This window comes from Shewanella aestuarii (genome assembly GCF_011765625.1).
Lineage (GTDB): Bacteria > Pseudomonadota > Gammaproteobacteria > Enterobacterales > Shewanellaceae > Shewanella > Shewanella aestuarii_A.
In genome coordinates, this window is record NZ_CP050313.1 from 1,144,619 (window position 1) to 1,168,694 (window position 24,076).

General features: G+C 42.3%; 23 protein-coding genes and 1 pseudogene. All 24 read left to right on the forward strand.

The window, feature by feature from the left end:
* Positions 1 to 105 precede the first annotated feature (105 nt).
* The 24 genes and pseudogenes from fliE to HBH39_RS05395 all read left to right on the forward strand — a co-directional run bounded on the left by fliE (position 106) and on the right by HBH39_RS05395 (position 24,076).
* Entirely contained in the window at positions 106 to 444 is a 339-nt protein-coding gene (gene fliE / locus HBH39_RS05280) for a flagellar hook-basal body complex protein FliE (RefSeq protein WP_167676262.1), read from the forward strand.
* 55 nt (positions 445 to 499) lie between these two features.
* Positions 500 to 2,179, forward strand: coding sequence for a flagellar basal-body MS-ring/collar protein FliF (fliF, locus tag HBH39_RS05285; RefSeq protein WP_167679976.1), 1,680 nt, complete (start codon positions 500 to 502; stop codon positions 2,177 to 2,179).
* Complete coding sequence (gene fliG, locus HBH39_RS05290) at positions 2,172 to 3,218, forward strand: flagellar motor switch protein FliG (protein ID WP_167676264.1); 1,047 nt, start codon at positions 2,172 to 2,174, stop codon at positions 3,216 to 3,218. Before fliF ends, fliG begins: the two co-directional genes overlap by 8 nt.
* Before the next feature lie 66 nt (positions 3,219 to 3,284).
* The gene (gene fliH / locus HBH39_RS05295) at positions 3,285 to 4,355 is read left to right on the forward strand and encodes a flagellar assembly protein FliH (protein ID WP_167676266.1); all 1,071 of its coding nucleotides are present in this window, start codon (positions 3,285 to 3,287) and stop codon (positions 4,353 to 4,355) included.
* Positions 4,324 to 5,663, forward strand: a pseudogene (fliI, locus tag HBH39_RS05300) (flagellar protein export ATPase FliI). Before fliH ends, fliI begins: the two are co-directional and overlap by 32 nt.
* 35 nt (positions 5,664 to 5,698) lie before the next feature.
* Positions 5,699 to 6,145 carry a flagellar export protein FliJ gene (fliJ, locus tag HBH39_RS05305; protein WP_167676268.1) on the forward strand — a complete coding sequence of 149 codons (447 nt, stop codon included), beginning with the start codon at positions 5,699 to 5,701 and terminating at the stop codon, positions 6,143 to 6,145.
* Positions 6,146 to 6,382: 237 nt separating this feature from the next.
* Positions 6,383 to 8,152 carry a flagellar hook-length control protein FliK gene (locus tag HBH39_RS05310; protein WP_167676270.1) on the forward strand — a complete coding sequence of 590 codons (1,770 nt, stop codon included), beginning with the start codon at positions 6,383 to 6,385 and terminating at the stop codon, positions 8,150 to 8,152.
* Positions 8,153 to 8,247: 95 nt separating this feature from the next.
* Positions 8,248 to 8,766, forward strand: a complete 519-nt coding sequence (gene fliL / locus HBH39_RS05315; RefSeq protein ID WP_167676272.1) for a flagellar basal body-associated protein FliL — start codon at positions 8,248 to 8,250, stop codon at positions 8,764 to 8,766.
* A gap of 27 nt (positions 8,767 to 8,793) precedes the next feature.
* On the forward strand, positions 8,794 to 9,822 hold the full coding sequence (gene fliM, locus HBH39_RS05320) for a flagellar motor switch protein FliM (protein ID WP_167676274.1): 1,029 nt from the start codon (positions 8,794 to 8,796) through the stop codon (positions 9,820 to 9,822).
* Between the two features lie 10 nt (positions 9,823 to 9,832).
* The gene (gene fliN, locus HBH39_RS05325) at positions 9,833 to 10,216 is read left to right on the forward strand and encodes a flagellar motor switch protein FliN (RefSeq protein WP_167676276.1); all 384 of its coding nucleotides are present in this window, start codon (positions 9,833 to 9,835) and stop codon (positions 10,214 to 10,216) included.
* A gap of 104 nt (positions 10,217 to 10,320) precedes the next feature.
* The gene (fliO, locus tag HBH39_RS05330) at positions 10,321 to 10,725 is read left to right on the forward strand and encodes a flagellar biosynthetic protein FliO (protein ID WP_244325749.1); all 405 of its coding nucleotides are present in this window, start codon (positions 10,321 to 10,323) and stop codon (positions 10,723 to 10,725) included.
* Positions 10,726 to 10,753: 28 nt separating this feature from the next.
* On the forward strand, positions 10,754 to 11,476 hold the full coding sequence (gene fliP / locus HBH39_RS05335; protein ID WP_432280146.1) for a flagellar type III secretion system pore protein FliP: 723 nt from the start codon (positions 10,754 to 10,756) through the stop codon (positions 11,474 to 11,476).
* A gap of 8 nt (positions 11,477 to 11,484) precedes the next feature.
* The gene (gene fliQ / locus HBH39_RS05340; protein ID WP_167676280.1) at positions 11,485 to 11,754 is read left to right on the forward strand and encodes a flagellar biosynthesis protein FliQ; all 270 of its coding nucleotides are present in this window, start codon (positions 11,485 to 11,487) and stop codon (positions 11,752 to 11,754) included.
* Positions 11,755 to 11,757: 3 nt separating this feature from the next.
* Positions 11,758 to 12,561 carry a flagellar biosynthetic protein FliR gene (gene fliR, locus HBH39_RS05345; protein WP_167676282.1) on the forward strand — a complete coding sequence of 268 codons (804 nt, stop codon included), beginning with the start codon at positions 11,758 to 11,760 and terminating at the stop codon, positions 12,559 to 12,561.
* A 9-nt stretch (positions 12,562 to 12,570) separates the two neighbouring features.
* Entirely contained in the window at positions 12,571 to 13,704 is a 1,134-nt protein-coding gene (gene flhB / locus HBH39_RS05350) for a flagellar biosynthesis protein FlhB (protein WP_167676284.1), read from the forward strand.
* Positions 13,705 to 13,839: 135 nt separating this feature from the next.
* Complete coding sequence (gene flhA / locus HBH39_RS05355; RefSeq protein WP_167676286.1) at positions 13,840 to 15,939, forward strand: flagellar biosynthesis protein FlhA; 2,100 nt, start codon at positions 13,840 to 13,842, stop codon at positions 15,937 to 15,939.
* Between the two features lie 30 nt (positions 15,940 to 15,969).
* Positions 15,970 to 17,358 carry a flagellar biosynthesis protein FlhF gene (flhF, locus tag HBH39_RS05360; protein ID WP_167676288.1) on the forward strand — a complete coding sequence of 463 codons (1,389 nt, stop codon included), beginning with the start codon at positions 15,970 to 15,972 and terminating at the stop codon, positions 17,356 to 17,358.
* A gap of 4 nt (positions 17,359 to 17,362) precedes the next feature.
* Positions 17,363 to 18,244 carry a MinD/ParA family protein gene (locus HBH39_RS05365; protein ID WP_167679978.1) on the forward strand — a complete coding sequence of 294 codons (882 nt, stop codon included), beginning with the start codon at positions 17,363 to 17,365 and terminating at the stop codon, positions 18,242 to 18,244.
* The gene (locus tag HBH39_RS05370; RefSeq protein ID WP_167676290.1) at positions 18,237 to 18,956 is read left to right on the forward strand and encodes an RNA polymerase sigma factor FliA; all 720 of its coding nucleotides are present in this window, start codon (positions 18,237 to 18,239) and stop codon (positions 18,954 to 18,956) included. The genes HBH39_RS05365 and HBH39_RS05370 overlap by 8 nt, the downstream gene beginning before the upstream one ends.
* Positions 18,957 to 18,999: 43 nt before the next feature.
* Complete coding sequence (gene cheY, locus HBH39_RS05375; protein WP_007649667.1) at positions 19,000 to 19,383, forward strand: chemotaxis response regulator CheY; 384 nt, start codon at positions 19,000 to 19,002, stop codon at positions 19,381 to 19,383.
* 13 nt (positions 19,384 to 19,396) lie between these two features.
* Positions 19,397 to 20,131 (forward strand): protein phosphatase CheZ, encoded by a 735-nt coding sequence (locus HBH39_RS05380; RefSeq protein WP_167676292.1) that lies wholly within the window; start codon positions 19,397 to 19,399, stop codon positions 20,129 to 20,131.
* 15 nt (positions 20,132 to 20,146) lie between these two features.
* Positions 20,147 to 22,357, forward strand: coding sequence for a chemotaxis protein CheA (locus HBH39_RS05385; RefSeq protein ID WP_167676294.1), 2,211 nt, complete (start codon positions 20,147 to 20,149; stop codon positions 22,355 to 22,357).
* A gap of 23 nt (positions 22,358 to 22,380) precedes the next feature.
* Positions 22,381 to 23,583, forward strand: a complete 1,203-nt coding sequence (locus HBH39_RS05390; RefSeq protein ID WP_167676296.1) for a protein-glutamate methylesterase/protein-glutamine glutaminase — start codon at positions 22,381 to 22,383, stop codon at positions 23,581 to 23,583.
* Positions 23,576 to 24,076 carry a membrane anchored protein in chemotaxis locus gene (locus HBH39_RS05395; RefSeq protein ID WP_244325750.1) on the forward strand — a complete coding sequence of 167 codons (501 nt, stop codon included), beginning with the start codon at positions 23,576 to 23,578 and terminating at the stop codon, positions 24,074 to 24,076. Before HBH39_RS05390 ends, HBH39_RS05395 begins: the two co-directional genes overlap by 8 nt.

Here is a 24,076-nt window from a genome sequence, read left to right on the forward strand (position 1 = left end):
ATTTAAGGTAGCTTTTGGCTTTTCTATTGATATTGGCATTCAACTTGCTTTAACCCTGTATCAGTGTCAAGTTTCGTCAAATATTCGACGGCAGGGAGTTTCACCATGCAGATTAACGCCAATCCATTACTACAAGAAATGCAGTCTCTTCGTGGAGAAATCGCACCTTCTGTGGGTAGCATTCGCCCCAACTTAACTCAACAGGTCAATAATACCGCTGGGTCTGACTTTGGTCAGTTACTTTCACAGGCTGTAGGGCATGTCAGTGGTTTGCAGCAAACCTCCTCAAACTTGGCAACTCGACTCGACATGGGTGATACCACTGTGACCTTATCTGACACAGTGATTGCCCGTGAAAAATCAGGCGTAGCATTTGAAGCCACGGTGCAAGTACGTAATAAGCTTGTTGAAGCATATAAAGAAATTATGAGCATGCCAGTTTAGTGCAGTCATAAGTGATTAAGAATAAAGAAAGTAGGGGCATATTGTGAGCACAGACATAATGGTAGGTTCAGATACTACAGCAGACGCTGGTTTGAGCCAGGAGAATAAATCTGGCTTGCTCGGCAGTGTTGGCGGCGCAGATATGATGCGACAAGTCACCATGATTTTGGCGTTAGCAGTGTGTTTGGCGCTAGCGGTCTTTATTATGATGTGGGCGCAAGAGCCTGAATATCGTCCATTAGGTAAAATGGAAACCGCTGAGATGATCCAAGTACTCGATGTACTTGATAAAAATCAGATTAAATATCAAATTCAAGTTGATGTGGTTAAAGTACCTGAAGATAAGTACCAAGACGTAAAATTACTATTAAGCCGAGCAGGGGTTGAAAGCTCATCGCAAACCAATGATTACTTGAGCAAAGACAGTGGTTTTGGCGTTAGTCAACGTATGGAGCAAGCACGTTTAAAGCACAGTCAAGAGCTGAATATTGCCCGAGTGATTGAAGAATTAAAAAGCATTAGTCGTGCAAAGGTTATTTTGGCTTTGCCAAAAGAGAATGTATTTGCGCGTAATAAATCACAACCTAGCGCTACCGTGGTAGTGAGTCTTCGTCGAGGCGGTTTAGGTCAAGAAGAAATTGATTCTATTGTTGATATTGTTGCTTCAGCCGTACAAGGTTTGGAGCCTTCTCGAGTAACGGTAACGGATTCTAATGGTCGATTGCTTAATTCTGGTAGTCAAGATGGCGCATCTGCTAGAGCACGTCGTGAGCTGGAAATCGTTCAGCAGAAAGAAGCCGAATACCGCAGAAAAATTGATGCAATTTTAATGCCCATTCTAGGACCTGAAAATTACACATCGCAAGTTGATGTTAATATGGACTTTACCGCCATAGAGCAAACGGCAAAACGCTTTTCGCCTGATCTGCCAGCGGTGCGTAGTGAAATGACCGTTGAACGCAATACAAGTGGCGGAACAGTAGGTGGCATCCCAGGTGCGCTGTCAAACCAACCGCCGATGGAATCTGATATTCCGCAAGAGGCTGGCAATGGTGCTTCAGAATCAACTAAATCTGCAGATACCTTCCGAGAAGCCACTCGTAACTTTGAATTAGATACCACCATTAGTCATACTCGTCAGCAAGTAGGGGTCGTGCGCAGAGTGAGTGTATCGGTTGCCGTCGATTTTAAACCAGGACAAGTGAGTGAAGACGGTCAAGTTAGTCGCGTCCCTCGAACAGAGCAAGAGTTAACTAATATTCGTCGTTTGCTTGAAGGCGCGGTTGGCTTTAGTAGTCAACGTGGTGATGCGCTAGAGGTAGTAACAGTTCCGTTTATGGATCAGTTAATGGAAGTCTTGCCAGAGCCAGATATGTGGGAACAGCCTTGGTTTTGGCGAGCGGTTAAACTTGTATTAGGTGCAGCAGTGATTTTGGTACTGATCCTTGCGGTTGTTCGTCCGATGTTAAAGCGCCTGATTAACCCCGATGGTGTTAATATGCCTGAAGAGGCAAGATTAGGGCATGAACTTGCTGAAATTGAAGATCAATATGCTGCAGATACCTTAGGTATGTTGAACTCCAGAGAGGAATACAGTTATGCTGACGATGGTTCAATACTGATCCCTAATTTGCATAAAGATGATGATATGATTAAGGCGATCCGCGCACTTGTGGCAAATGAACCTGAATTATCCACTCAAGTAGTTAAAAACTGGTTACAAGACAATGGCTGATGATAAAAACCTAGAAAAAGTTGAAAAAGGCGCTTTTGACCCTAACTCGTTAACTGGGGTTGAAAAAACAGCCATCTTGTTGCTGAGTTTAAGTGAAGCGGATGCTGCGTCAATTTTAAAGCACCTCGAACCTAAACAAGTACAAAAAGTGGGCATGGCTATGGCGGCAATGGAAGACTTTGGTCAAGAAAAAGTCATTGGCGTTCATAAGCTGTTTTTAGATGAGATTCAAAAGTTTTCATCGATTGGTTTTAACAGTGAAGAGTTCGTTCGCAAAGCCTTAACTGCGGCCTTGGGTGAAGATAAAGCCGGTAATTTGATCGAACAAATTATCATGGGCAGTGGTGCTAAAGGCCTAGATTCATTGAAATGGATGGATGCGCGTCAAGTAGCCACCATTATCCAAAACGAGCATCCACAAATTCAAACGATTGTCTTGTCGTATTTAGAGCCAGATCAAGCGGCAGAGATATTTAGTCAATTTCCTGAAAACACCCGCTTAGATTTAATGATGCGGATTGCCAACTTAGAAGAAGTTCAACCTGCGGCATTGCAAGAGTTGAACGATATTATGGAGAAACAGTTTGCGGGTCAAGGTGGAGCTCAAGCTGCGAAAATGGGCGGTCTAAAAGCGGCTGCTAACATCATGAACTACTTAGATACAGGCGTTGAAAGTCAGATCATGGAAACCATGCGTGAATCAGATGAAGAAATGGCTCAGCAAATTCAAGATTTAATGTTTGTGTTTGAAAACCTTATCGATGTGGATGATCGAGGTATTCAAGCGTTACTGCGTGAAATCCAACAAGATGTGCTCATGAAAGCCCTAAAAGGGGCCGATGAAGCCCTTAAAGAAAAAATATTGGGTAACATGTCTAAGCGTGCCGCTGAATTGCTTCGAGATGATTTGGAAGCAATGGGACCTATTCGTATTAGTGAAGTAGAAGTGGCACAAAAAGAGATTTTATCTATCGCAAGACGCTTGTCTGACAGTGGTGAAATTATGCTGGGCGGTGGTGGTGGTGAAGAGTTCTTGTAGTACTGATTTGCTTTTGGCTTATTAGATAAACCTGCGAGTTACATAAAATGAGACTGATGACTAACTATGACTACCTTAAAACATACCAATAAAGTATTAAGTGCTGAGGATGAGCATGAGTTCAGTCATTGGCAATTACCAGACGTGACCGAGGATAAAAGCCAAAGCCCATCTAATTTTTTTGGCCACAAGGCTCAAGCTTATCATGCTAGCGAACCCGCTGAAGAAGCTGTTCCAAGTATGCCAACCATGTCGCAACTTGAAGATATCCGCGCCGCTGCTGAGCAAGAAGGTTTTGAGCAAGGGAAGCAAGAAGGTTTGCAGCAGGGGCTTGAACAAGGCCGGTTAGATGGTTTAGCTCAAGGGCACAGCGAAGGATTTGCTCAGGGAGAGCAGCAAGGCTACGAAGCCGGATTAGCAAAAGCCAATGCTATGATTGCGCAATTTACTCAGCTTATTAAGCATTTTGAGCAACCTTTGTCAGTCTTAGATGCTGAAGTTGAAGCGGAAATACTCGCAATGACACTCACACTAGCCAAAGGTGTTATTCAGCAAGAGTTAACTCAAAACCCACAACATATTGCCACTATTATTCGTAAAGGGATCGATGCCCTGCCTTTAAAAGAGCAAGTGGTGAAACTACGCTTACATCCAGATGATGTTAAAGTAGTGGAAGAGCTTTACGGTGAAGCACAATTAGCCAAAAATGATTGGCATCTGGAAAGCGATCCCAGTTTAGTTGTGGGTGATGTGTATATTGAAAGTTTACGTTCTACTGTCGACTTACGAGTTTCTAATCGGGTAGAACAAGTATTTTCAGCCCTTGATGCTCAGTCTGAACAATTGAGTCGGCAAGTTCATCATACAAAAACGGCTAATAGCCAGTATCAAACCCTCGCGGTGGATGATTTGACTGAGGCAAGGCAGCAACTCAATCAGCAAACCCAAAACTCTCTACCTAATCAACAAACATTAGTTGAAAATGACCTTCCGGAATCTGTTGCCGAATCGAATTTAGCTGAAAGTGACCCAAATGAAGCGACACAATCCCAGCTTAGCTCACAACAATCGCAAGCACATAAAGGGCTAGAGCAAGGTGAGGCCGATGACAAACCGTCAACATCTACTGCTGAATAAACTAAAAGCGCATCACCAACATGTGTCGCCACTTAGACCAATAGCCAGTGGCCAATTGGTGCGTGTGGTTGGGTTAACTCTTGAAGCAACAGGTTGCCGAGCTCCCGTGGGCAGCTTATGCTCGATTGAAACCATGGCTGGTGAGTTGGTTGCTGAAGTGGTGGGTTTTGATGACAAATTATTATATTTGATGCCGGTAGAAGAGTTGCGCGGCGTGTTGCCCGGTGCAAGGGTGCAACCGTTAGGTGAGCAGAATGGCTTAAATGTAGGGTTAAGTTTGCTTGGCAGAGTGCTGGACGGTAGTGGTCAACCGCTTGATGGCCTTGGACCATTAAATACCAATGAGCAAGCATCGAGGCATCCACCCTATATCAATCCTCTCTCACGTAGAGCTATTACTGAGCCTTTAGATGTCGGTGTGAGGGCTATCAACGCTATGTTAACCGTGGGCAAAGGTCAACGTATGGGATTGTTTGCTGGTTCCGGTGTGGGTAAAAGTGTGTTGTTAGGTATGATGACCCGAGGATCGAATGCCGATGTGATTGTGGTTGGCTTAGTGGGGGAGCGTGGTCGTGAAGTTAAAGAGTTTATTGAGGAAATCTTAGGCGATGATGGCCGCGCGCGTTCGGTTGTGGTGGCAGCCCCAGCAGATACCTCGCCCCTTATGCGTTTGCGAGCCTGTGAAACCTCAACCCGTATCGCAGAATATTTTCGTGATTTGGGTTATAACGTCTTGTTATTAATGGACAGTTTAACTCGTTATGCTCAAGCTCAGCGTGAAGTTGCTTTAGCCGTTGGTGAGCCGCCAGCAACCAAAGGCTATCCCCCTCAGTATTTGCTAAATTACCTCGGTTGGTTGAGCGTGCCGGTAATGGCGGCCCAGGGCAAGGTTCAATTACCGCGTTTTATACTGTGTTAACTGAAGGTGACGATCAGCAAGACCCCATCGCGGATGCTTCACGGGCTATTCTAGATGGTCACGTTGTATTATCTCGTCGCTTAGCCGATTCAGGTCATTATCCTGCAATTGATATCGAGCAATCGATTAGTCGTGTCGCCCCTATGGTCATTAGCGATGAGCATTTAGAGGCGATGCGCCGAGTTAAGCAAATGTATTCGCTTTATCAGCAAAATCGCGATTTGATTTCGATTGGTGCGTACTCTCAAGGAAGCGATCCGCGAATTGACAATGCCATACGTCTGCAACCTGCCATGAATGCGTTTTTGCGTCAAAATTTTAAAGAAGCCATTAGCTTTGAAAATAGCGCTATGATGATGAGTCAGATTGCCGCTCAGTGTCAGAACTAATCAGTTGGTAGCAGCATCATTATTGGAGTTGATACATGGCCACCGATCCTCTTTTCACCGTACTCAAGCTGGCAATTGACGCTGAAGAACAAGCGGCAATGCAGTTAAAGTCTGCGCAATTTGAAAAACAAAAACTTCAGGGGCAATTAGAGGCATTAAATAATTATCGTCTTGATTACATGAAGCAAATGGAAGGCCATCAAGGCACAACGTTAAGCGCTAACCAATATCACCAATTTCATCAATTTATTAAGCAAGTTGACACTGTGATCAGCCAGCAAGTTGCAGCCGTTCAAGAGGCTGATAAACAAGTAGGCTATCGGCAAAAGCATTGGTTGGAAAAACAGCAAAAACGTAAAGCGGTTGAAATGCTGCTTAAACATAAAGCTGACAAAGCAATGATTGCTGAAGCTAAGCGTGATCAAAAAATGTCAGATGAATTTGCCATGCAACAATACCTTCGTAACCGAGCTCGTCGTTAGATCTTTAATCAATGCCCTTGTTACATATCCCGCTTTGTCTAATTGAGCACTTTTAAATCTGTCAGTCTTTAGGTTGGCACTTAAATTGCTTTAAATCAGATATTAATTGTTTTTATGAATTAATCGTCAGTGTTGTGACGTTTTTGCGTCAGTAAAGTTGGTGGCCTCTAAGCATTATCAATAACCAATTTTAGCACCATTAATTCTTTTCAAGATTTGATTATCGGAGCATAAATTATGCAACAAATGAGCAATATATTACTGTCTGCTAATAGTAAAAATGCTGGCGGGGTGACTAAAGATGCTGCGCAAGTATCTGATAATCAATCATTCTCATCTGTTTTTAGTCAAGCTAATCAAGCTTCGATTACCAGTGAATCGTCAAAGCCCACGTCTCAATACAACACATCCTCTGAGCAAGCATTAATCAGTAAAGGTGTTGAACTTTCAGAACCTTTAGTTGATGCCGATATTGAGTTTATTTTTGCTCAACTAGATATGGCGCAATCTTTTGACAAATCCAAAGGCGACGGAAAATCTTTGCCGCACAGTGATAACACCGTCGTAGCTCAACAAGCTATTGACGAATCATTTGACTTAGATTCTTTGTTGCCATTTTATGATAAAAAACATCAAAACAAACCGATGATAGAAAGTATTATCGAGTCTTCAGTTATTTCAGACGAGCAGAAGTTATTTCAAGCTACTATTAATCCACCATTAACAGGCCAAAGTAGCAGCGATTTTTTATCATCTTTAACTTTCGATGAGTCCCAAAAATTGATGGATTTTACCAATAAGGATTTAGTTGAACTGCAAGGCCTATCGCCACAGCAATTGGCCGACATCGTCGAAGAGTTTAACTTGCAAGCGCCTGTTATCGATGAATCAATTCTAGCGCTAGTGGATTTAGATCTAGAAGCGGATGTGAGTAAACCGGATCTCCATTCAATAAAGGCTGATGTGCTAAATCTAGTGTCAAAAGAGACGGATAAATTAAGTGATGTGTCGATAACTCAAAACATGACTAACACGAGTAATATCGATTTGAACAAGCAAAAAGTAGATGCTGACAATCCGAAAAATATCGATTTGAATAAGCCAAATGTAGATGTGGCCAATGCGAAAAATATTGATTTAGATAAGTTAAATATTGCACAGTCAAACAAACCAAATGTAGTACCTGCGAATATTGAAACGAAAGTCACTGATACCCAAAACAAGAGTAGCAATAATTCAGCGACATTATTTGCTTCTACCTATCAACAATCTACCGAGCAGGTGCTCGGCGATAAGGATCGAGTGGATGGTCAAATTAAAAATCAGTGGGTGCAGGAAGTTGATTTGAGTAAAGCAAAGCTATCTGTTGATATGGTCAAGGCAGAAGTGACTAAGCCCGTCGCCAATATGGCTATGAATTCCGTTGATCATGTTAAGCCGCTAAGCGATATCGATATTTTTGGCAGCACAGAGGATAAGCCAACCGAGCTTAAAGCACTACAAAACCAAAGCAGCTTTACGCCAATGCATAAAAGCGATGTACCTCAGTTTCAATTATCCTTGAAGCAGCATGGCGAATCCCAAGTACAAATGCTGGAAATGATCCAACGATTTTCTCCTGTGATGAGACAACAATTAATCACCATGGTCAGTAATGGAGTGCAGCAGGCTGAAATTCGTTTAGATCCAGCTGAGCTAGGTCATTTAACGGTAAAAATTCAAATTACTGGTGATCAAACTCAAGTTCAGTTTCAGGTTGCGCAATCTCAAACCCGTGATTTAGTTGAACAGTCAATACCAAGATTACGTGAAATGCTGGCACAAGAAGGACTACAACTTGCGGATAGTCATGTTTCTCAAGGTGGTGGCGGTAAAGATGATCAGCAACCTGAGGCCGACAAGACTTGGTCAACAGGACAAGAAATGGATGAAAATTCAGCGATAGAACATTCACTGAATCAAAATCAGCCACAGAGTTTGCATTCAGGTATAGATTATTACGCTTAAGTCGGTAACCTATAGGCATATTGTTATTGTCTGATCCCGCTAACTTTTATGCTAGGCTTAGCTGCGAAGTTAAATACCGTTTTTTAGGAACAAGTATGGCCGAAGAATTAGAAATTGAAGAAAAAAATGCTGAACCCCAAAAGTCGAAAAAATTAATTATTTTTGGCGGTATTGGCTTTTTGGTGGCCTTGTTAATTGGCGTTGGAGCATGGTTTTTTATGGGCTCTGATGACGAGGTCTCAACGGCTGGCAATGCAGCTAGTGAAGCGGTTGAGCAAGTTGACGCACCTAAGGGGCAAGCTAATTATGTCGGGATGCCAAGGCCATTTTTGTTCAATCTGCCGGGTGTCGACCGCGCACGTTTAGTTGAGATTAAAGTTCAATTAATGGTACGGGGCGTTGATGATGAAACGACGACCAAAAAGCATATCCCCTTGATTGAAGATGCATTATTAACCACATTTAGTGGTGCTGATGTACAAAAGCTAAGTACACAAGCTGGCAAAGATGAGCTGCGTCAGTTGGCGTTATTAAGTGTACAAAATGTTTTGCAGCCAGTGACGGGGAAACCTATCGTAGAGAAGGTGTTATTTACTGGTTTTGTGATGCAATAATCCTGACAGGATAGCTAAGGTGAACATGTGAGTGATTTATTAAGTCAAGACGAAATTGATGCGCTATTGCATGGTGTTGATGATGTTGAAGAGGATGAGGTTGATAGTGTTAGCAGTGATGCTCGCTCTTATGACTTCTCTTCTCAAGATCGAATTGTTCGTGGGCGAATGCCAACCTTAGAAATCGTTAATGAACGATTTGCGCGTCATCTTCGAATTAGTATGTTTAATATGATGCGCCGAGCTGCGGAAGTGTCAATTAATGGTGTGCAAATGCTCAAGTTTGGTGAGTATGTTCACACTTTATTTGTGCCAACGAGCTTAAATATGGTGCGCTTTAGCCCTTTAAAAGGAACGGCGCTAATCACTATGGAAGCGCGACTAGTGTTTATCTTGGTAGATAACTTTTTTGGTGGCGATGGGCGCTTTCATGCCAAAATTGAAGGGCGTGAATTTACTCCGACTGAACGAAGAATCGTGCAGTTATTGTTGAAGATTATTTTTGAAGATTATAAAGATGCATGGGCCCCTGTGATGGATGTGGAGTTTGAGTATCTTGACTCTGAAGTTAACCCAGCCATGGCAAACATAGTTAGCCCAACTGAAGTGGTAGTGATTAACTCTTTTCACATTGAGGTTGATGGTGGTGGCGGTGATTTTCATATTACCATGCCATATTCTATGATCGAGCCAATCAGAGAGTTACTCGATGCCGGCGTGCAAAGTGATAAGCAAGATACCGATATGCGCTGGTCGCAAGCTCTGCGTGATGAAATCATGGACGTCAATGTTGGCTTTGACGTTAATATTGTTGAGCATGAACTAACATTACGTGAGGTGATGGAGTTTAAAGCGGGTGATATTATTCCAATCGAGTTACCTGAACATATTATGATGCGTATTGAGGACCTGCCAACCTATCGCTGTAAGTTAGGGAAATCTCGAGATAATTTAGCTTTAAAAATCAGTGAGAAAATTCCACGACCTGAAACGGTTAAATCAGAGCTGCAACTCGTGACTCGCAAAGGCAAGTCGCGTGATATTTCAGATTTATAAGGTGATGTAAATGAGTACAGAAGATACTGGTGACGATTGGGCTGCAGCAATGGCTGAGCAAGCGATTGAAGAGGCAAAGCAAGTCGAATTAGATGAATTAGTTGACGAGTCAGCACCGATTTCTAAAGAAGAGGCGGCTAAGCTAGATTCTATATTAGATATTCCTGTCACCATTTCGATGGAAGTTGGGCGTAGCTTTATTAGTATTCGCAATTTATTACAACTTAACCAAGGCTCAGTGGTTGAGCTTGATCGCGTTGCAGGTGAACCATTAGATGTCATGGTTAATGGCACTTTAATTGCGCATGGCGAAGTTGTTGTGGTTAACGATAAGTTTGGTATTCGATTAACCGATGTTATCAGTCAAACTGAACGCATCAAAAAGCTTAAATAAGCTTTCGATGTCCATTTAATTTTGTTAAGTCGGTTTTGTGGTAGTAAACACATAACAATCAACTATTGCTAACTGACTTACCATAAGTGGCTTAAGGATTTATCGTGTCATATCTTACCGCCATCTTGTCTGAAACTGTCACACTTGTTAGTGAACAACCAATATCAGAAGTAACCACGTCAACCGTTAATAATGGGTCTTATGTTTCCACATTAGCTAACATGATCGGCGGTTTAATTGTTGTTATTGCGTTGATATTTGTATTGGCCTATATCGTTAAACGGCTCAATTTAGTGCCGAGCCAGCATGGGCAAATTAAAACGATAGCCGTTAGTGCTGTTGGGCAAAAAGAAAAGTTGTTGATAGTCGAAATCAATCAGCAGCAGTACTTATTAGGCGTAACCTCACAGCAAATTAATTTAATTGATAAGTTGCACGACCCTGTTACGCCAAACGACACCGCATTTGCGAAACGTTTACAACAAGCCAAGGAAAGTCATGATGAGTAGAGGGATAGCCATCGTCATCAATATCTTGATGATAGTATTAGTGAGTTGGTCTGCTGATGTATCTGCTCAAGATGGCATCTTACCCGCGTTAACTGTAACGACAGGTGCAGATGGTGCCACTGAATATTCTGTGACCATGCAAATCTTATTGCTGATGACAGCAATGAGCTTTATTCCTGCCATGGTGATAATGCTAACCTCTTTTACCCGAATTATCGTGGTGTTATCTATCTTGCGCCAAGCGCTTGGTTTGCAGCAAACTCCATCGAATCAGGTATTGATTGGCATTAGTATGTTTATGACTTTTTTTATTATGGCGCCTGTGTTTGATAAAATTTATGCTGAAGCAGTAGAACCTTACATGAATGAGTCGCTGACATTAACTCAGGCATATGATGTTGGCAAAGAGCCCATCAAAAACTTTATGTTGTCACAGGTTAGAACCACAGATTTACAAACTTTTATTGAAATCTCTGGCTATAAAGATATTGCCTCTCCAGAACAAGCGCCGATGAGCGTTGTTATTCCCGCATTTATTACCAGTGAATTAAAAACCGCTTTTCAGATTGGCTTTATGCTATTTGTGCCCTTTTTGGTTCTCGATCTAGTGGTTGCCAGTATCTTGATGGCCATGGGTATGATGATGTTATCGCCAATGATTGTGTCACTACCGTTTAAGATTATGCTGTTTGTATTAGTTGACGGTTGGAGCCTTGTGATGGGCACTTTAGCCAATAGCTTTGGGATTTAGGAGGGAATATGTCTCCTGAGTCTTTAATTGATATCTTTCGTGAAGCTTTATCCGTCATCGTATTGATGGTTTCAGCAATTATTTTACCGGGTTTAGGGATTGGCCTGGTGGTGGCTGTGTTTCAAGCGGCAACCTCAATTAACGAGCAAACCCTGAGTTTTCTTCCACGTTTGCTTGTTACCTTATTTGGGTTGATGTTTATGGGGCATTGGTTGGTACAAACCATGATGGATTTTTTTGTTGAAATGGTTAATTTAATCCCCTTGGTTATAGGTTAAGTTATGGAAATATTGTTTGATGAAATCAGTCAGACAATAGCCATGTACTTATGGCCGTTATTTCGCATCGCAAGTATGTTGATGGTAATGACTGTTTTTGGTGCGAATACCACACCTTCCCGCGTAAGATTATTATTAGCGATTGCCATTACCGTCGCCGTTGCTCCTGTATTACCTCCGGTTGAAAATGTTGAATTATTTGCGTTAAGTTCAGCCTTTATTAGTCTGCAACAAATTCTGATTGGCACAGCCATGGGCTTTGTGAGTTTAATGACAATGCAAATATTTGTATTAACAGGTCAAGTTATTGGTATGCAAACCAGTTTAGGTTTTGCCACTATGGTTGACCCAGGTTCAGGGTCAACGACACCTGTAGTCGGTAATTTCTTTTTATTATTAGCCACAATGATATTTTTAGCGGTTGATGGCCATTTGTTAATGATAAAGATGTTAATTGCTAGCTTTGAGACCATTCCAGTATCGACTGAAGGGATTAGCATAACCACTTACCGAAGCTTGGCTATGTGGGGCAGTTATATGTTTGGCGCTGCGCTAACCATGTCAATATCAGCGATTGTGGCGTTATTATTGATCAACTTATCTTTTGGTGTGATGACTCGAGCATCACCACAGTTAAATATTTTTGCGATTGGTTTTCCTGTTACCATGGTGAGTGGTTTGTTTATTCTATGGCTTACCTTAGGACCCATCATGGCCCACTTTGACGAAGTGTGGTTGTCTGCCCAGCGATTGATGTGTGACATTTTACAATTACAGTGCCAAATTGATGGCAACGTAATGTTTTAGGAGCGATGAATGGCAGATAATGATAGCAGCCAAGAACGCACAGAAGCCCCCACCGCGAGGCGTCTAGAACAGGCGCGAGAAAAAGGTCAGGTCGCACGATCTAAAGAGTTGGGCACTGCAGCTGTATTAATTTCCGCAGCAGTGGGGTTTGCCATGACTGGGCCCTCAATCGCCAGAAGCTTGCATGCCATCATGTCGCAACTATTTACCATGGAGCGAGACCAAATTTTTGATACTAACTCCATGTTTCGTGTATGGGGCGTGGTGGGTACCGAGTTAGTTGGACCCTTAATCAGTTTTATTGCCTTATTAGCTTTAGTGTCATTTATTGGCAATGTCGCCTTAGGCGGCTTGTCATTTTCAGTAAAAGCCTTCATGCCTAAAGGCAGTAAAATGAACCCGATTAATGGCTTTAAACGCATGTTTGGTACTCAAGCTTTAGTTGAATTAACCAAGGGTATTGCGAAGTTTTCTGTGGTTGCATTTTCTGCGTATTTACTTTTAAGTTTTTATTTTTATGACATTTTAATGTTATCCACTGATCACCTTCCGGGTAATGTTTATCACGCTTTAGAGCTGTTAGTGTGGATGTTTATTTTACTGTGCTGCTCAATGCTGGTGATTGTTATTATTGATGTGCCATTTCAAATTTGGAATCACAATAAACAATTAAAAATGACCAAACAAGAAATCAAAGACGAGTACAAAGACAGTGAAGGGCAACCCGAAGTCAAAGGTCGCGTCAGGCAAATGCAGCGTGAAATGGCACAAAGACGTATGATGGCTGAAGTGCCGAATGCTGATGTGATTGTGGTTAACCCTGAGCATTATGCGGTTGCAGTCAAATATGATGTGACTCGTTCATCCGCGCCTTTTTTATTAGCCAAAGGCGTAGATGATGTTGCTTTTAAAATTCGTGAAATTGCCCGAGAACATAACGTTGCTATTGTTTCTGCTCCCCCTTTAGCTCGCGCCATTTACCATACTACTAAAATTGATCAGCAAATACCTGAGGGTTTATTTACCGCAGTGGCTCAGGTATTAGCCTATGTATTTCAGTTAAAACAATATCAAAAAGGTAGAGGACGCAGACCCACACCTATCCCGCTAAATCAACCCATTCCGGATGACTTAAAGCATTAATGATTTAATGGATTAAAATTCGTTCAATCAATCTAACTATTAGTCGTTTAATTCCCTAGCTATCGGTTATTGGCTTAGTTTTTGCTTTGTGCTTGTTAACGCGTCAAATAATTTACAAGTAAAAGGCTTTCGCTAATGGATGTTAAAGCAGCATTTGGGCAATTTAAACAAATAAGACCCTCATCTTTCAAAGGTATTGGAACTCCACTTTTAGTGTTAGCTGCGCTAGGCATGGTAGTGTTGCCTATTCCTGCATTTCTGCTCGATATCTTGTTCTCATTCAATATAGCTTTAGCGTTAGTCGTATTGTTGGTCGCGATTTATACCGATAGACCACTTGATTTTGCGGCATTTCCAACCGTACTTCTGGTTGCAACTTTACTTAGATTAGCATTAAACGTAGCCTCAACTCGGGTGGTTTTACTTGAAGGTCACAATGGTGGTGATGCCGCAGGTAAGGTGATTGAAGCCTTTGGCTCTGTGGTGATAGGCGGTAATTACGCGGTTGGTTTAGTGGTATTTTTAATTCTTATTATCATTAACTTTGCTGTAGTAACCAAAGGTGCAGGACGTATTTCAGAAGTGAGTGCCCGTTTCACCTTGGATGCCATGCCTGGTAAACAAATGGCTATTGATGCTGACTTAAATGCCGGTATCTTAAATCAGGAGCAAGCCAAAATTCGTCGTGAAGAAGTTACCCGTGAAGCAGACTTTTACGGCGCGATGGATGGTGCCTCTAAATTTGTAAAAGGGGATGCGATTGCTGGGATCATGATTCTTGTTATCAACATCCTGGGCGGCTTTGTGATTGGTATGGTGCAGCATGGATTAGACTTTTCTAGTGCGGTTGAAATCTATACTTTACTGACAATTGGTGATGGTTTAGTTGCTCAAATACCTGGCTTACTCTTATCTATTGCAGCGGCGTTAATGGTGACTCGTCAGAATGAGTCTGGTGATATGGGCCAGATGATGATTAGCCAAATGTTTGACAACCCCAAATCCTTAACTATTGCGGCTGGCTTATTATTTGTAATGGGTATTGTGCCTGGTATGCCTCACTTTGCATTTCTTTCTTTTGCCATCATTACTGCAGGTGCGGCTTATTTTGTTCACAAGCGGATTAACGATAAAAAGGCTCAAGCCTTAGAGCTAGCAACCAAAGGGCCAAGTGAAGTTAAAGATAAAGAACCTAAAGAGTTAAGCTGGGACGATGTGCGTCATGTTGACACTATCGGTTTAGAGGTTGGTTATCGCCTGATTCCTTTGGTTGATAAAGGTCAAGGTGGTGAATTACTGAGCAGAATTAAAGGCGTTCGTAAGAAATTGTCACAGGAGCTCGGTTTTTTAGTGCCAGCAGTGCATATTCGTGACAATCTAGACCTATCGCCAAATGCCTATCGGATCCATTTAATGGGGGTTGTGGTTGGCGAGGCTGAAGTAAGGCATGACTGCGAGTTGGCTATCAATCCAGGGCAAGTGTATGGCAAACTTGATGGTATACAAACTCGTGATCCTGCCTTTGGTTTAGAAGCGGTTTGGATAGTGCCTGAGCAACGCGAACATGCTCAAACACTTGGTTATACCGTCGTTGATACTGCAACCGTTGTTGCGACGCATATTAGTCAGTTGTTAACTAATAATGCTGCCAAGCTATTAGGTTATGAGGAAGTTCAGCAGTTAATGGATATGTTATCCAAACAATCGCCTAAGTTAGTTGATGGCTTTATTCCTGATGTTATGTCACTCGGTAATGTAGTGAAAGTGATGCAGAATTTACTTAATGAAGGGGTATCTGTACGCGATTTACGTACGATTGTGCAAACCTTGTTGGAGTATGGTACTAAGAGTAATGACACCGAGGTATTGACCGCCGCAGTTCGTATCGCCTTAAAGCGTATGATCGTACAAGAAATATCAGGTCCTGAGTTAGAAATCCCTGTCATTACTTTGGCTCCAGAGTTGGAACAGATGTTGCATAAATCAATGCAGGCGACAGGGGGAGAAGGACCGAATATTGAACCAGGCCTTGCAGAACGTATGCAGCAGTCGTTATTAGATGCTGCACAGAAGCAAGAAATGGTCGGTCAGCCAGCCATTTTATTGACATCAGGCATGCTCCGTTCAACCTTGTCACGATTTGTTAAGTACACTATTCCAAATTTACGGGTGATTTCTTATCAAGAAATCCCTGATGAAAAACAAATTCGAATTGTTTCAGCGGTAGGTCAATAGTGATAACGTCTGAATTAAGAGGTGGGTTAAGTGAAAATTAAACGATTTTTTGCCAAAGACATGCGCGCAGCGTTAGCGCAAGTTAAAGAGACCCTAGGTTCTGACGCTGTCATTATGTCGAATAAAAAAGTGGCAGGGGGCATTGAAATTGTCGCGGCAGTGGATTACGACGAACCTAAAGTTAATGTCGCCATGAAAACGCCAGCACCGGGCTTTATGGACATCAGTGAAGACAGGGTATCGCTTGCATCAAGTTCAACCATTAAAGCGCAAACCAAAGTTAGCCCACCACCGGTTGCTGATTCTTTACAAGCACTATTAGAAAAACAACAAAGCCGCTTGAGCCAACAGTTACAGCCTCAATCTGATGAGCCCGATTTACCAGAGTGGGCTCGCCAACTCCAAGGGGCTAAAGAAGGTAAAACACCAAAACCTCAATTCCAGCAAGCTGTATTTGATAAGCCTGTAAAAAGTAATAAAGCACAATCAGCTGAAATTAATGAGTTACGTGAGGAAATGGCATCGTTACGCAGCTTACTCACTCACCAAGTATCATCTTTGATGAATGACCAAAAAAAACGCAAAGACCCTGTGGGTGCTATGCTTGAAAGTAAATTACTTGCAGCAGAGTTTTCTGCGCCAGTAGCAGCTAAGTTAGCAGGGTTAAGTCAACATTATACACCAGCAGATTTAGTGCGTTCGTTGCCGCAAAGTTTAGCCAATTTACTTGATAATCAAGGTGACGATATCGTAAAACGCGGCGGCGTGGTGGCGTTTGTGGGGCCAACAGGTGTTGGTAAAACAACATCGTTAGCTAAAATTGCCGCCCGCTTTGCCGCTCATCATGGCGCAGAGCAGGTTGCGTTAATTACTACCGATCATTATCGCATTGGAGCCTATGAGCAATTAGCAACTTATGGCAAAATAATGGGGTGCCCCGTTAAGCAAGCACATGATCTTGCAGAACTTGAACAAATTTTATACCAGTTTAGAAATCGTAAACTCGTGTTAATTGATACCGCCGGTATGGGGCAGCGTGATATGCGCTTATATCAACAACTTGATAATTTAACGGCAAATAGTCGAATTCCTATTCGTAGTTATTTAGTGATGTCGGCAACTGGCCAGCGTCGCGTTTTACAAGATGCTGTTGAACATTTTAAACGCATCCCATTATCCGGTGCGATTTTAACAAAATTAGATGAATCAGTATCGATTGCAGGAGCGCTGAGCGTTCTGATTCAAAATGAGTTACCATTAAGCTATGTTACTGATGGCCAACGTGTTCCAGAAGACATGAAAGTCGCAGATACCTTAGCTTTGGCTAAGCAAGCGTTAGCCGCTTTAAATGAAACCGAACAACCAATGTCTCAAGACGCAGCGGCATGGTCCAATGATATGGCTTATGCATTCGAGTAATAATATGACCCGTGATCAAGCAAGTGGTTTACGTATGATGAATCAACCTAATAACGAAAAAGTTAAAGTAATTGCCGTATCCGGTGGTAAAGGCGGGGTCGGTAAAACCAGTGTGTCGATAAACACTGCCGTAGCGTTAGCAGAAAAAGGTAAGCGAGTGTTGGTGTTAGATGCCGACTTAGGCCTAGCTAACGTTGATGTCATGCTAGGTATTCGCGCTGAGAAAAATTTATCTCACGTGTTATCTGGTGATGCAGAATTAGACGACATTATTGTTCGCGGCCCTAAAGGTATTGGTATTGTGCCTGCCACATCTGGCACACAAGCAATGGTTGAGTTAACGCAAGCTCAACATGCTGGCTTAATTCGAGCCTTCAGTGAAATGCGCACTCAATTTGACATTTTAATTGTTGATACCGCTGCAGGTATCTCTGATATGGTGTTAAGTTTTTCACGCGCATCGCAAGATGTCTTGATTGTGGTGTGTGATGAACCCACCTCAATAACTGACGCATATGCACTGATAAAAATCTTAAGTCGTGAGCATGGGGTGTTCCACTTCAAAATAGTTGCAAATATGGTGCGAAGTTTGCGCGAAGGTATGGAATTGTTTGCTAAACTCAGTAAAGTGACTGACAGATTTCTTGATGTTGCACTTGAACTTGTTGCAACAGTGCCATTTGATGAAAATTTAAGAAAATCAGTACGTAAGCAAAAATTGGTAGTGGAAGCTTTTCCTAAATCGCCTTCCGCCATCGCTTACCATGGATTAGCAAATAAAATTATGAGTTGGCCGGTTCCACAGCAGCCTGGTGGACACCTTGAGTTTTTTGTTGAGCGCCTAGTGCAACGTAAAGAAACACAAGAGGGTAGAGCGAGTGAATAAAGCCGCAGCGTATACTCAGTTCGATAATAAAACATCCGTTGTTGAACAGTATGCTCCGCTGGTAAAGAGAATTGCCCATCATATGCTGGCTCGATTGCCTGCATCGGTGCAACTCGATGACTTGTTGCAGTCAGGCATGATTGGTTTATTGGAGGCATCGTCAAAATTTGACGGCAGCAAAGGAGCAAAATTTGAAACCTTTGCAGGCATCCGCATCCGAGGTGCTATGATTGATGAAATACGCCGTGGTGATTGGGTGCCTCGATCAGTACATCGTAATCATCGTCGAGTTGCACAAGTGATTGATGAGTTAGAGCAAGAGCTTGGCCGAGATGCCCGTGATACAGAAATTGCAGAAAAACTTGATATGTCGCTCAATGAGTACCATCATATTTTAAATGATGTTTCTGTTGGGAAAATCATAGGCATAGAAGATTTAGGCGTTTCTCAAGATGTGCTAGTCACGGAAGGTGATACACCAGACGAAACATTTGAATCTTTAGCTGAGACTCAATTCCAATCCGCAATGGTTGAAGCAATTAAAACATTGCCAGAAAGAGATGCATTAGTGCTTTCGTTGTATTATGACGAAGCATTAAACTTAAAAGAAATTGGTGCAGTTCTTGATGTCAGCGAATCGAGGGTTAGCCAGATATTAAGTCAGGCTATGCTCAGATTGAAAGGCAAGCTCAAGCATTGGACACAACAATAATTATTAATTAGAGCACTAGAGTATCAGCTCACCGGAGGAAACCTTGGACAAGAATATGAAGATTCTCATTGTTGACGATTTTTCAACAATGAGACGTATCATCAAGAACTTGTTGCGAGACTTGGGCTTTAACAATACCCAAGAAGCAGACGATGGCTCAACAGCCCTACCTATGTTGCAAAAAGGCGATTTTGACTTTGTTGTAACAGATTGGAACATGCCAGGTATGCAAGGCATCGACTTATTAAAAGCCATAAGAGCTGACGATTCATTAAAGCATTTACCCGTGTTAATGGTAACTGCTGAAGCTAAACGTGAGCAGATTATTGCTGCGGCGCAAGCTGGTGTAAACGGTTATGTTGTCAAACCTTTTACTGCAGCTACCCTAAAAGAGAAGTTAGACAAGATTTTTGAACGTCTCGCTTAAGCAAGGATAAGTTATGCCGGCATCAACATCGGGATTAATCTCTCTCGAACAGGCCCAGCAACTTGTTGAACTGCTTAGTGCGGGAGAGCAAGAAAAAGCTGATGAAGTCGTTAGAGAGCTCGCTACACCATTACAGCGAGAATTATTTGAAGAAGTGGGTAAATTAACTCGCCAACTTCACAATGCTCTGCAAGACTTCCAATTGGATAACCGTTTAACTGAATTGGCGACGACTGAAATACCGGACGCTAAAGAAAGATTAAACTACGTTATTGATATGACTGAACAAGCTGCAAATAAAACAATGGATGCAGTTGAAGAATGTCTACCTTTGGCCGATACAATAATCAGTAATATACAGTCAGTTACACCTATGTGGGATAAATTGATGAAAAGAGACATTGAGCTCAGCGAATTTAAGACGCTTTGCTACGATGTTCAGCAATTTATGTCGCACAGTGAGCATGACTCGAATCGATTGCGACAATTACTCAATGAAATTCTTATGGCACAAGATTTCCAAGATTTAACGGGGCAAATGATCCGTCGAGTGATTGATTTGGTTCGTGAAGTTGAAAGTAATCTTGTTTCTATGTTGACGGTATTTGGCGACCAACCGTTATCGGAAACTGTTGCAAAAGATAATAAGATAGAAGCAGAAGGCCCCATTATGAATGCCGAACTGCGTGATGATGTAGTGGCTGGCCAAGATGAAGTCGACGATCTGCTATCTAGTCTGGGTTTCTAATTAGGAGTCAATTTAATGTCATTTGATGTTGATGAAGAGATACTCCAGGACTTTTTAATTGAAGCTGGTGAGATTTTAGAGCTTCTACAAGAGCAACTTGTCGCTCTTGAAAATAATCCTGATGACAGCGATTTATTAAATGCGATTTTTCGTGGCTTTCATACCGTTAAAGGCGGTGCTGGCTTTTTAAGTCTGACACCAATGGTAGATGTATGTCATGAAGCCGAAAACACCTTTGATTTGTTAAGAACAGCTAAACGAAGTGTCAATGCGGAGCTGATGGATATTATCCTGCAAGCCGTTGATGCCATTAACACGATGTTTGCACAAACTCAGCAAGGTGAACAACAAGATCCTGCCGATCCTGAATTGCTTGATAAATTGAAGTTGCTGAGTTCAGGTGCTCCGCTGCCATCAGAGTTGGGTGAAACCTATGAAGAAGTGACCGAAGAGTCAGTTGTTGAGCTCGTAGAAGAAATCTCTACAACATCAGAGCCTGAGGTGATTGAAGATAGTCCAGCATCTGCATCGATTGATGAAATTGATGAATCCGAATTTGAAGCCTTATTAGACGCACTACATGGGCAAGGCAAAAGCCCGACTAGCTCAAGTGTCGTTCAGTCAACAAACGAGCAAGTCGCTCCCCCGCCAACAACCAGTGCAGCCACAAACAGTGACGAGATAACCGACGATGAATTTGAAGCGCTGTTAGATGAGCTTCATGGCTCAGGTTCATTTAAAGCACCAGGTGTTAATCCAGCTCCTGCTGTAATCGAAGAGCCTAAGCAATTAGTTGATTCAGATGATATTACAGATGATGAATTTGAAAGATTGCTTGATGAGTTGCACGGTAAAGGTGCTGCGCCAACAAAATCTGTAGAATCATCCACTATCGAGGCAGCCGTAACAGATAAAGTAAGTCAACCTGTTGCTGCCAAAACGGTTAATGTTGCCCCGGCTGTTAAAGCTAAACCTGCTCCTGCGGCTAAAGAGCCTGAGGTGATGAAAGATAAAGCGCCAGCAAAAGCTGCGCCATCAGTGCCGCAAGGTGAGACAACGGTGCGGGTTGATACCTCACGTTTAGATCAAATCATGAATATGGTTGGTGAACTTGTGTTAGTTCGCAACCGATTAGTCAGTTTAGGCGTAACTCGTGAAGACGAAGAAATGTCTAAAGCTTTAGCTAACCTTGATTTAGTAACTGCAGATCTTCAGGGTGCAGTAATGAAAACTCGAATGCAGCCAATTAAAAAGGTATTTGGTCGCTTTCCTAGAGTTGTTCGAGATCTCGCACGGACCTTAAACAAAGAAATTGATCTCATTCTAATTGGTGAAGAGACCGATTTGGATAAGAACTTAGTCGAGGCATTAGCAGACCCTTTAGTTCACTTAGTCAGAAACTCCGTTGATCATGGCATCGAAATGCCCATCACGCGTGAAGCAAACGGTAAGCCACGCACTGGTACCATCACATTATCGGCCAGCCAAGAAGGCGATCACATCTTATTGAAAATTGAAGATGATGGCGCAGGCATGGACCCTAACAAGTTAAAACAGATTGCGATCAGCCGCGGGGTGCTTGATGAAGACGCCGCTGCAAGAATGACAGATAATGAAGCATATAATTTAATTTTTGCACCGGGCTTTTCTACTAAAGTTGAAATTTCAGATATTTCTGGACGTGGTGTTGGTATGGATGTGGTTAAAACCCGCATCACTCAACTTAACGGCACGGTTCATATTGATTCAATGCTTGGAAAGGGCACTGTCTTAGAAATTAAAGTGCCACTTACGTTAGCGATTATGCCAACCTTAATGGTTGATGTGTCTAAACAAGTGTTTGCTTTGCCGCTTTCAAGCGTAAATGAAATCTTCCATCTTGATTTAACCAAAACCAATATTGTTGATGGTCAATTAACGGTTATTGTTCGTGATAAAGCCGTACCATTATTTTACTTAGAGCATTGGTTACATCGTAACAAAACTAAGTTTAAACATGGTGATAAAAAACATGGTCATGTTGTGATTGTACAACTGGGCACCATGCAAATAGGCTTTGTTGTTGACGCCCTAATTGGTCAAGAAGAGGTGGTTATTAAGCCATTGGGTAGTATGCTTCAAGGCACGCCGGGCATGGCTGGTGCAACTATTACCTCTGATGGTGGCATCGCGTTAATTTTAGATGTTCCTGGTTTATTAAAACATTACGCCAAAAATAAAAAATAAAGTTCCATTATTTAAGGAATGAAATGGCTATAAAAGTACTCGTAGTTGATGATTCAAGCTTTTTTCGACGTCGGGTCAGTGAAATTGTTAATCAAGATCCTGATCTCGAAGTTGTTGCGGTTGCTGTTAATGGGCAAGAAGCGGTGAAAATGGCCGCTGAGTTGAATCCTCAAGTCATTACGATGGATATTGAAATGCCTGTCATGGATGGCATTACCGCCGTCCGTGAAATTATGGCCTCGAATCCAATTCCCATTTTAATGTTTTCATCATTAACCCATGATGGTGCTAAAGCTACTTTGGACGCATTAGAGGCCGGCGCGTTAGATTTTTTACCCAAGCGCTTTGAAGATATCGCAACTAACAAAGAAGACGCGATATCTTTATTGCAACAGCGTATCAAGACCTTGGGACGACGTCGCCTTTACCGCCCTATAAGCCGGATACCTTCGGTGAGTTCCAGTCACAGTAGTATCTCAAGTCGTGCAAGTTTGTCCACGACGGGAACGGCAAGTTTAGCTTCAGCTCGACAACTTGAACCTAGATCAACTTCACCATTGTCAAGCAGAGCTCTATCGTCAGGTATGACCGACCCACGTACTAAGCCTGTTGTGAGTTCTTCAGTTTCTTCAATTCGTCCTAGTGGCAAAAGTTATAAGTTGTTACTGATAGGCACCTCTACAGGTGGCCCTGTGGCATTGCAGAAAGTGTTGACGCAATTTCCAAGTAATTACCCTCATCCCATTTTACTGATACAGCATATGCCTGCTGCATTCACACCAGCGTTTGCTGCGCGTTTAAATAGTTTGTGCAAGATCAGTGTTAAAGAGGCCGAGAATGGTGATCAATTAAAACCAGGTTGTGCATACTTAGCGCCAGGAGGAATGCAACTCTTAGTGGAAAAGACGGCAGGAACAGGGCGACTGAAAGTGATTGCCGGTAACGTTGATATGAATTATAAGCCTTGTGTTGATATCACTTTTGCATCGGCCTCAAAAGCTTTTGGAGGGGATATTCTTGCTGTGGTACTGACGGGAATGGGCGCAGACGGTAGAGAAGGCGCTCGTATGTTAAAAAATGCTGGGGCCAACATTTGGGCTCAAGATGAAGCAAGTTGTGTGGTTTATGGCATGCCGCAAGCCATTGCAGCCGCTGGGTTAGCAAGCCATTCGATTAGTTTAGATAATATGGCAGAAGCGATATTGAAAGAGACGCATCATGGCTAATGGGTATCTACATCATCAAAATAAAGGTAGTGTAATGCCTAATTTGATGTTGTTTTTATTAACCATTGCCGTTATTTTTTTGGCTGGACTGTACTTTGAAACCTTACGTAAAAATACCAAACTAGAAGCCGAAGTTGCCCGTTTAGAAAGCACTCAAGTGTTACTGATGGTACCAGATGAACAAGCTGAAGACATTGCCAACTGGTTAAAACAACACCCTGATCAAACTGATGCCATTATTGAATTTGCCTCAGATAAAAATAGTTCGACAAACACAAAAAGTGTGCTGTTGGGACCTAATGCTCAACCCGATAAATCAAGTCCAACACAGGCTGTTAATCAGCAAACCAATAACATGGTTTCACCACAATCTGATGTCATTATTTCAGAAAATGAAGATGGTGTGAAAGTGATTAGTTTACCCAACGGTGGTATTAGGGTGACTACTCGAGAGTTAGATGAGACTGAGTCAAAGAAACCGTTAATGGATTAA

Bases quoted from the DNA above. Each gene is read 5' to 3' on its own strand.
- fliP (WP_432280146.1), top strand. From the start codon at position 10,754: ATGATAGTATTAGTGAGTTGGTCTGCTGATGTATCTGCTCAAGATGGC.
- fliE (WP_167676262.1), top strand. From the start codon at position 106: ATGCAGATTAACGCCAATCCATTACTACAAGAAATGCAGTCTCTTCGT.
- fliH (WP_167676266.1), top strand. From the start codon at position 3,285: ATGACTACCTTAAAACATACCAATAAAGTATTAAGTGCTGAGGATGAG.
- fliL (WP_167676272.1), top strand. From the start codon at position 8,248: ATGGCCGAAGAATTAGAAATTGAAGAAAAAAATGCTGAACCCCAAAAG.
- HBH39_RS05310 (WP_167676270.1), top strand. From the start codon at position 6,383: ATGCAACAAATGAGCAATATATTACTGTCTGCTAATAGTAAAAATGCT.
- HBH39_RS05380 (WP_167676292.1), top strand. From the start codon at position 19,397: ATGCCGGCATCAACATCGGGATTAATCTCTCTCGAACAGGCCCAGCAA.
- flhA (WP_167676286.1), top strand. From the start codon at position 13,840: ATGGATGTTAAAGCAGCATTTGGGCAATTTAAACAAATAAGACCCTCA.
- fliN (WP_167676276.1), top strand. From the start codon at position 9,833: ATGAGTACAGAAGATACTGGTGACGATTGGGCTGCAGCAATGGCTGAG.
- HBH39_RS05365 (WP_167679978.1), top strand. From the start codon at position 17,363: ATGACCCGTGATCAAGCAAGTGGTTTACGTATGATGAATCAACCTAAT.
- flhB (WP_167676284.1), top strand. From the start codon at position 12,571: ATGGCAGATAATGATAGCAGCCAAGAACGCACAGAAGCCCCCACCGCG.
- fliR (WP_167676282.1), top strand. From the start codon at position 11,758: ATGGAAATATTGTTTGATGAAATCAGTCAGACAATAGCCATGTACTTA.
- HBH39_RS05385 (WP_167676294.1), top strand. From the start codon at position 20,147: ATGTCATTTGATGTTGATGAAGAGATACTCCAGGACTTTTTAATTGAA.
- HBH39_RS05390 (WP_167676296.1), top strand. From the start codon at position 22,381: ATGGCTATAAAAGTACTCGTAGTTGATGATTCAAGCTTTTTTCGACGT.
- fliQ (WP_167676280.1), top strand. From the start codon at position 11,485: ATGTCTCCTGAGTCTTTAATTGATATCTTTCGTGAAGCTTTATCCGTC.
- fliG (WP_167676264.1), top strand. From the start codon at position 2,172: ATGGCTGATGATAAAAACCTAGAAAAAGTTGAAAAAGGCGCTTTTGAC.
- HBH39_RS05395 (WP_244325750.1), top strand. From the start codon at position 23,576: ATGGCTAATGGGTATCTACATCATCAAAATAAAGGTAGTGTAATGCCT.
- fliJ (WP_167676268.1), top strand. From the start codon at position 5,699: ATGGCCACCGATCCTCTTTTCACCGTACTCAAGCTGGCAATTGACGCT.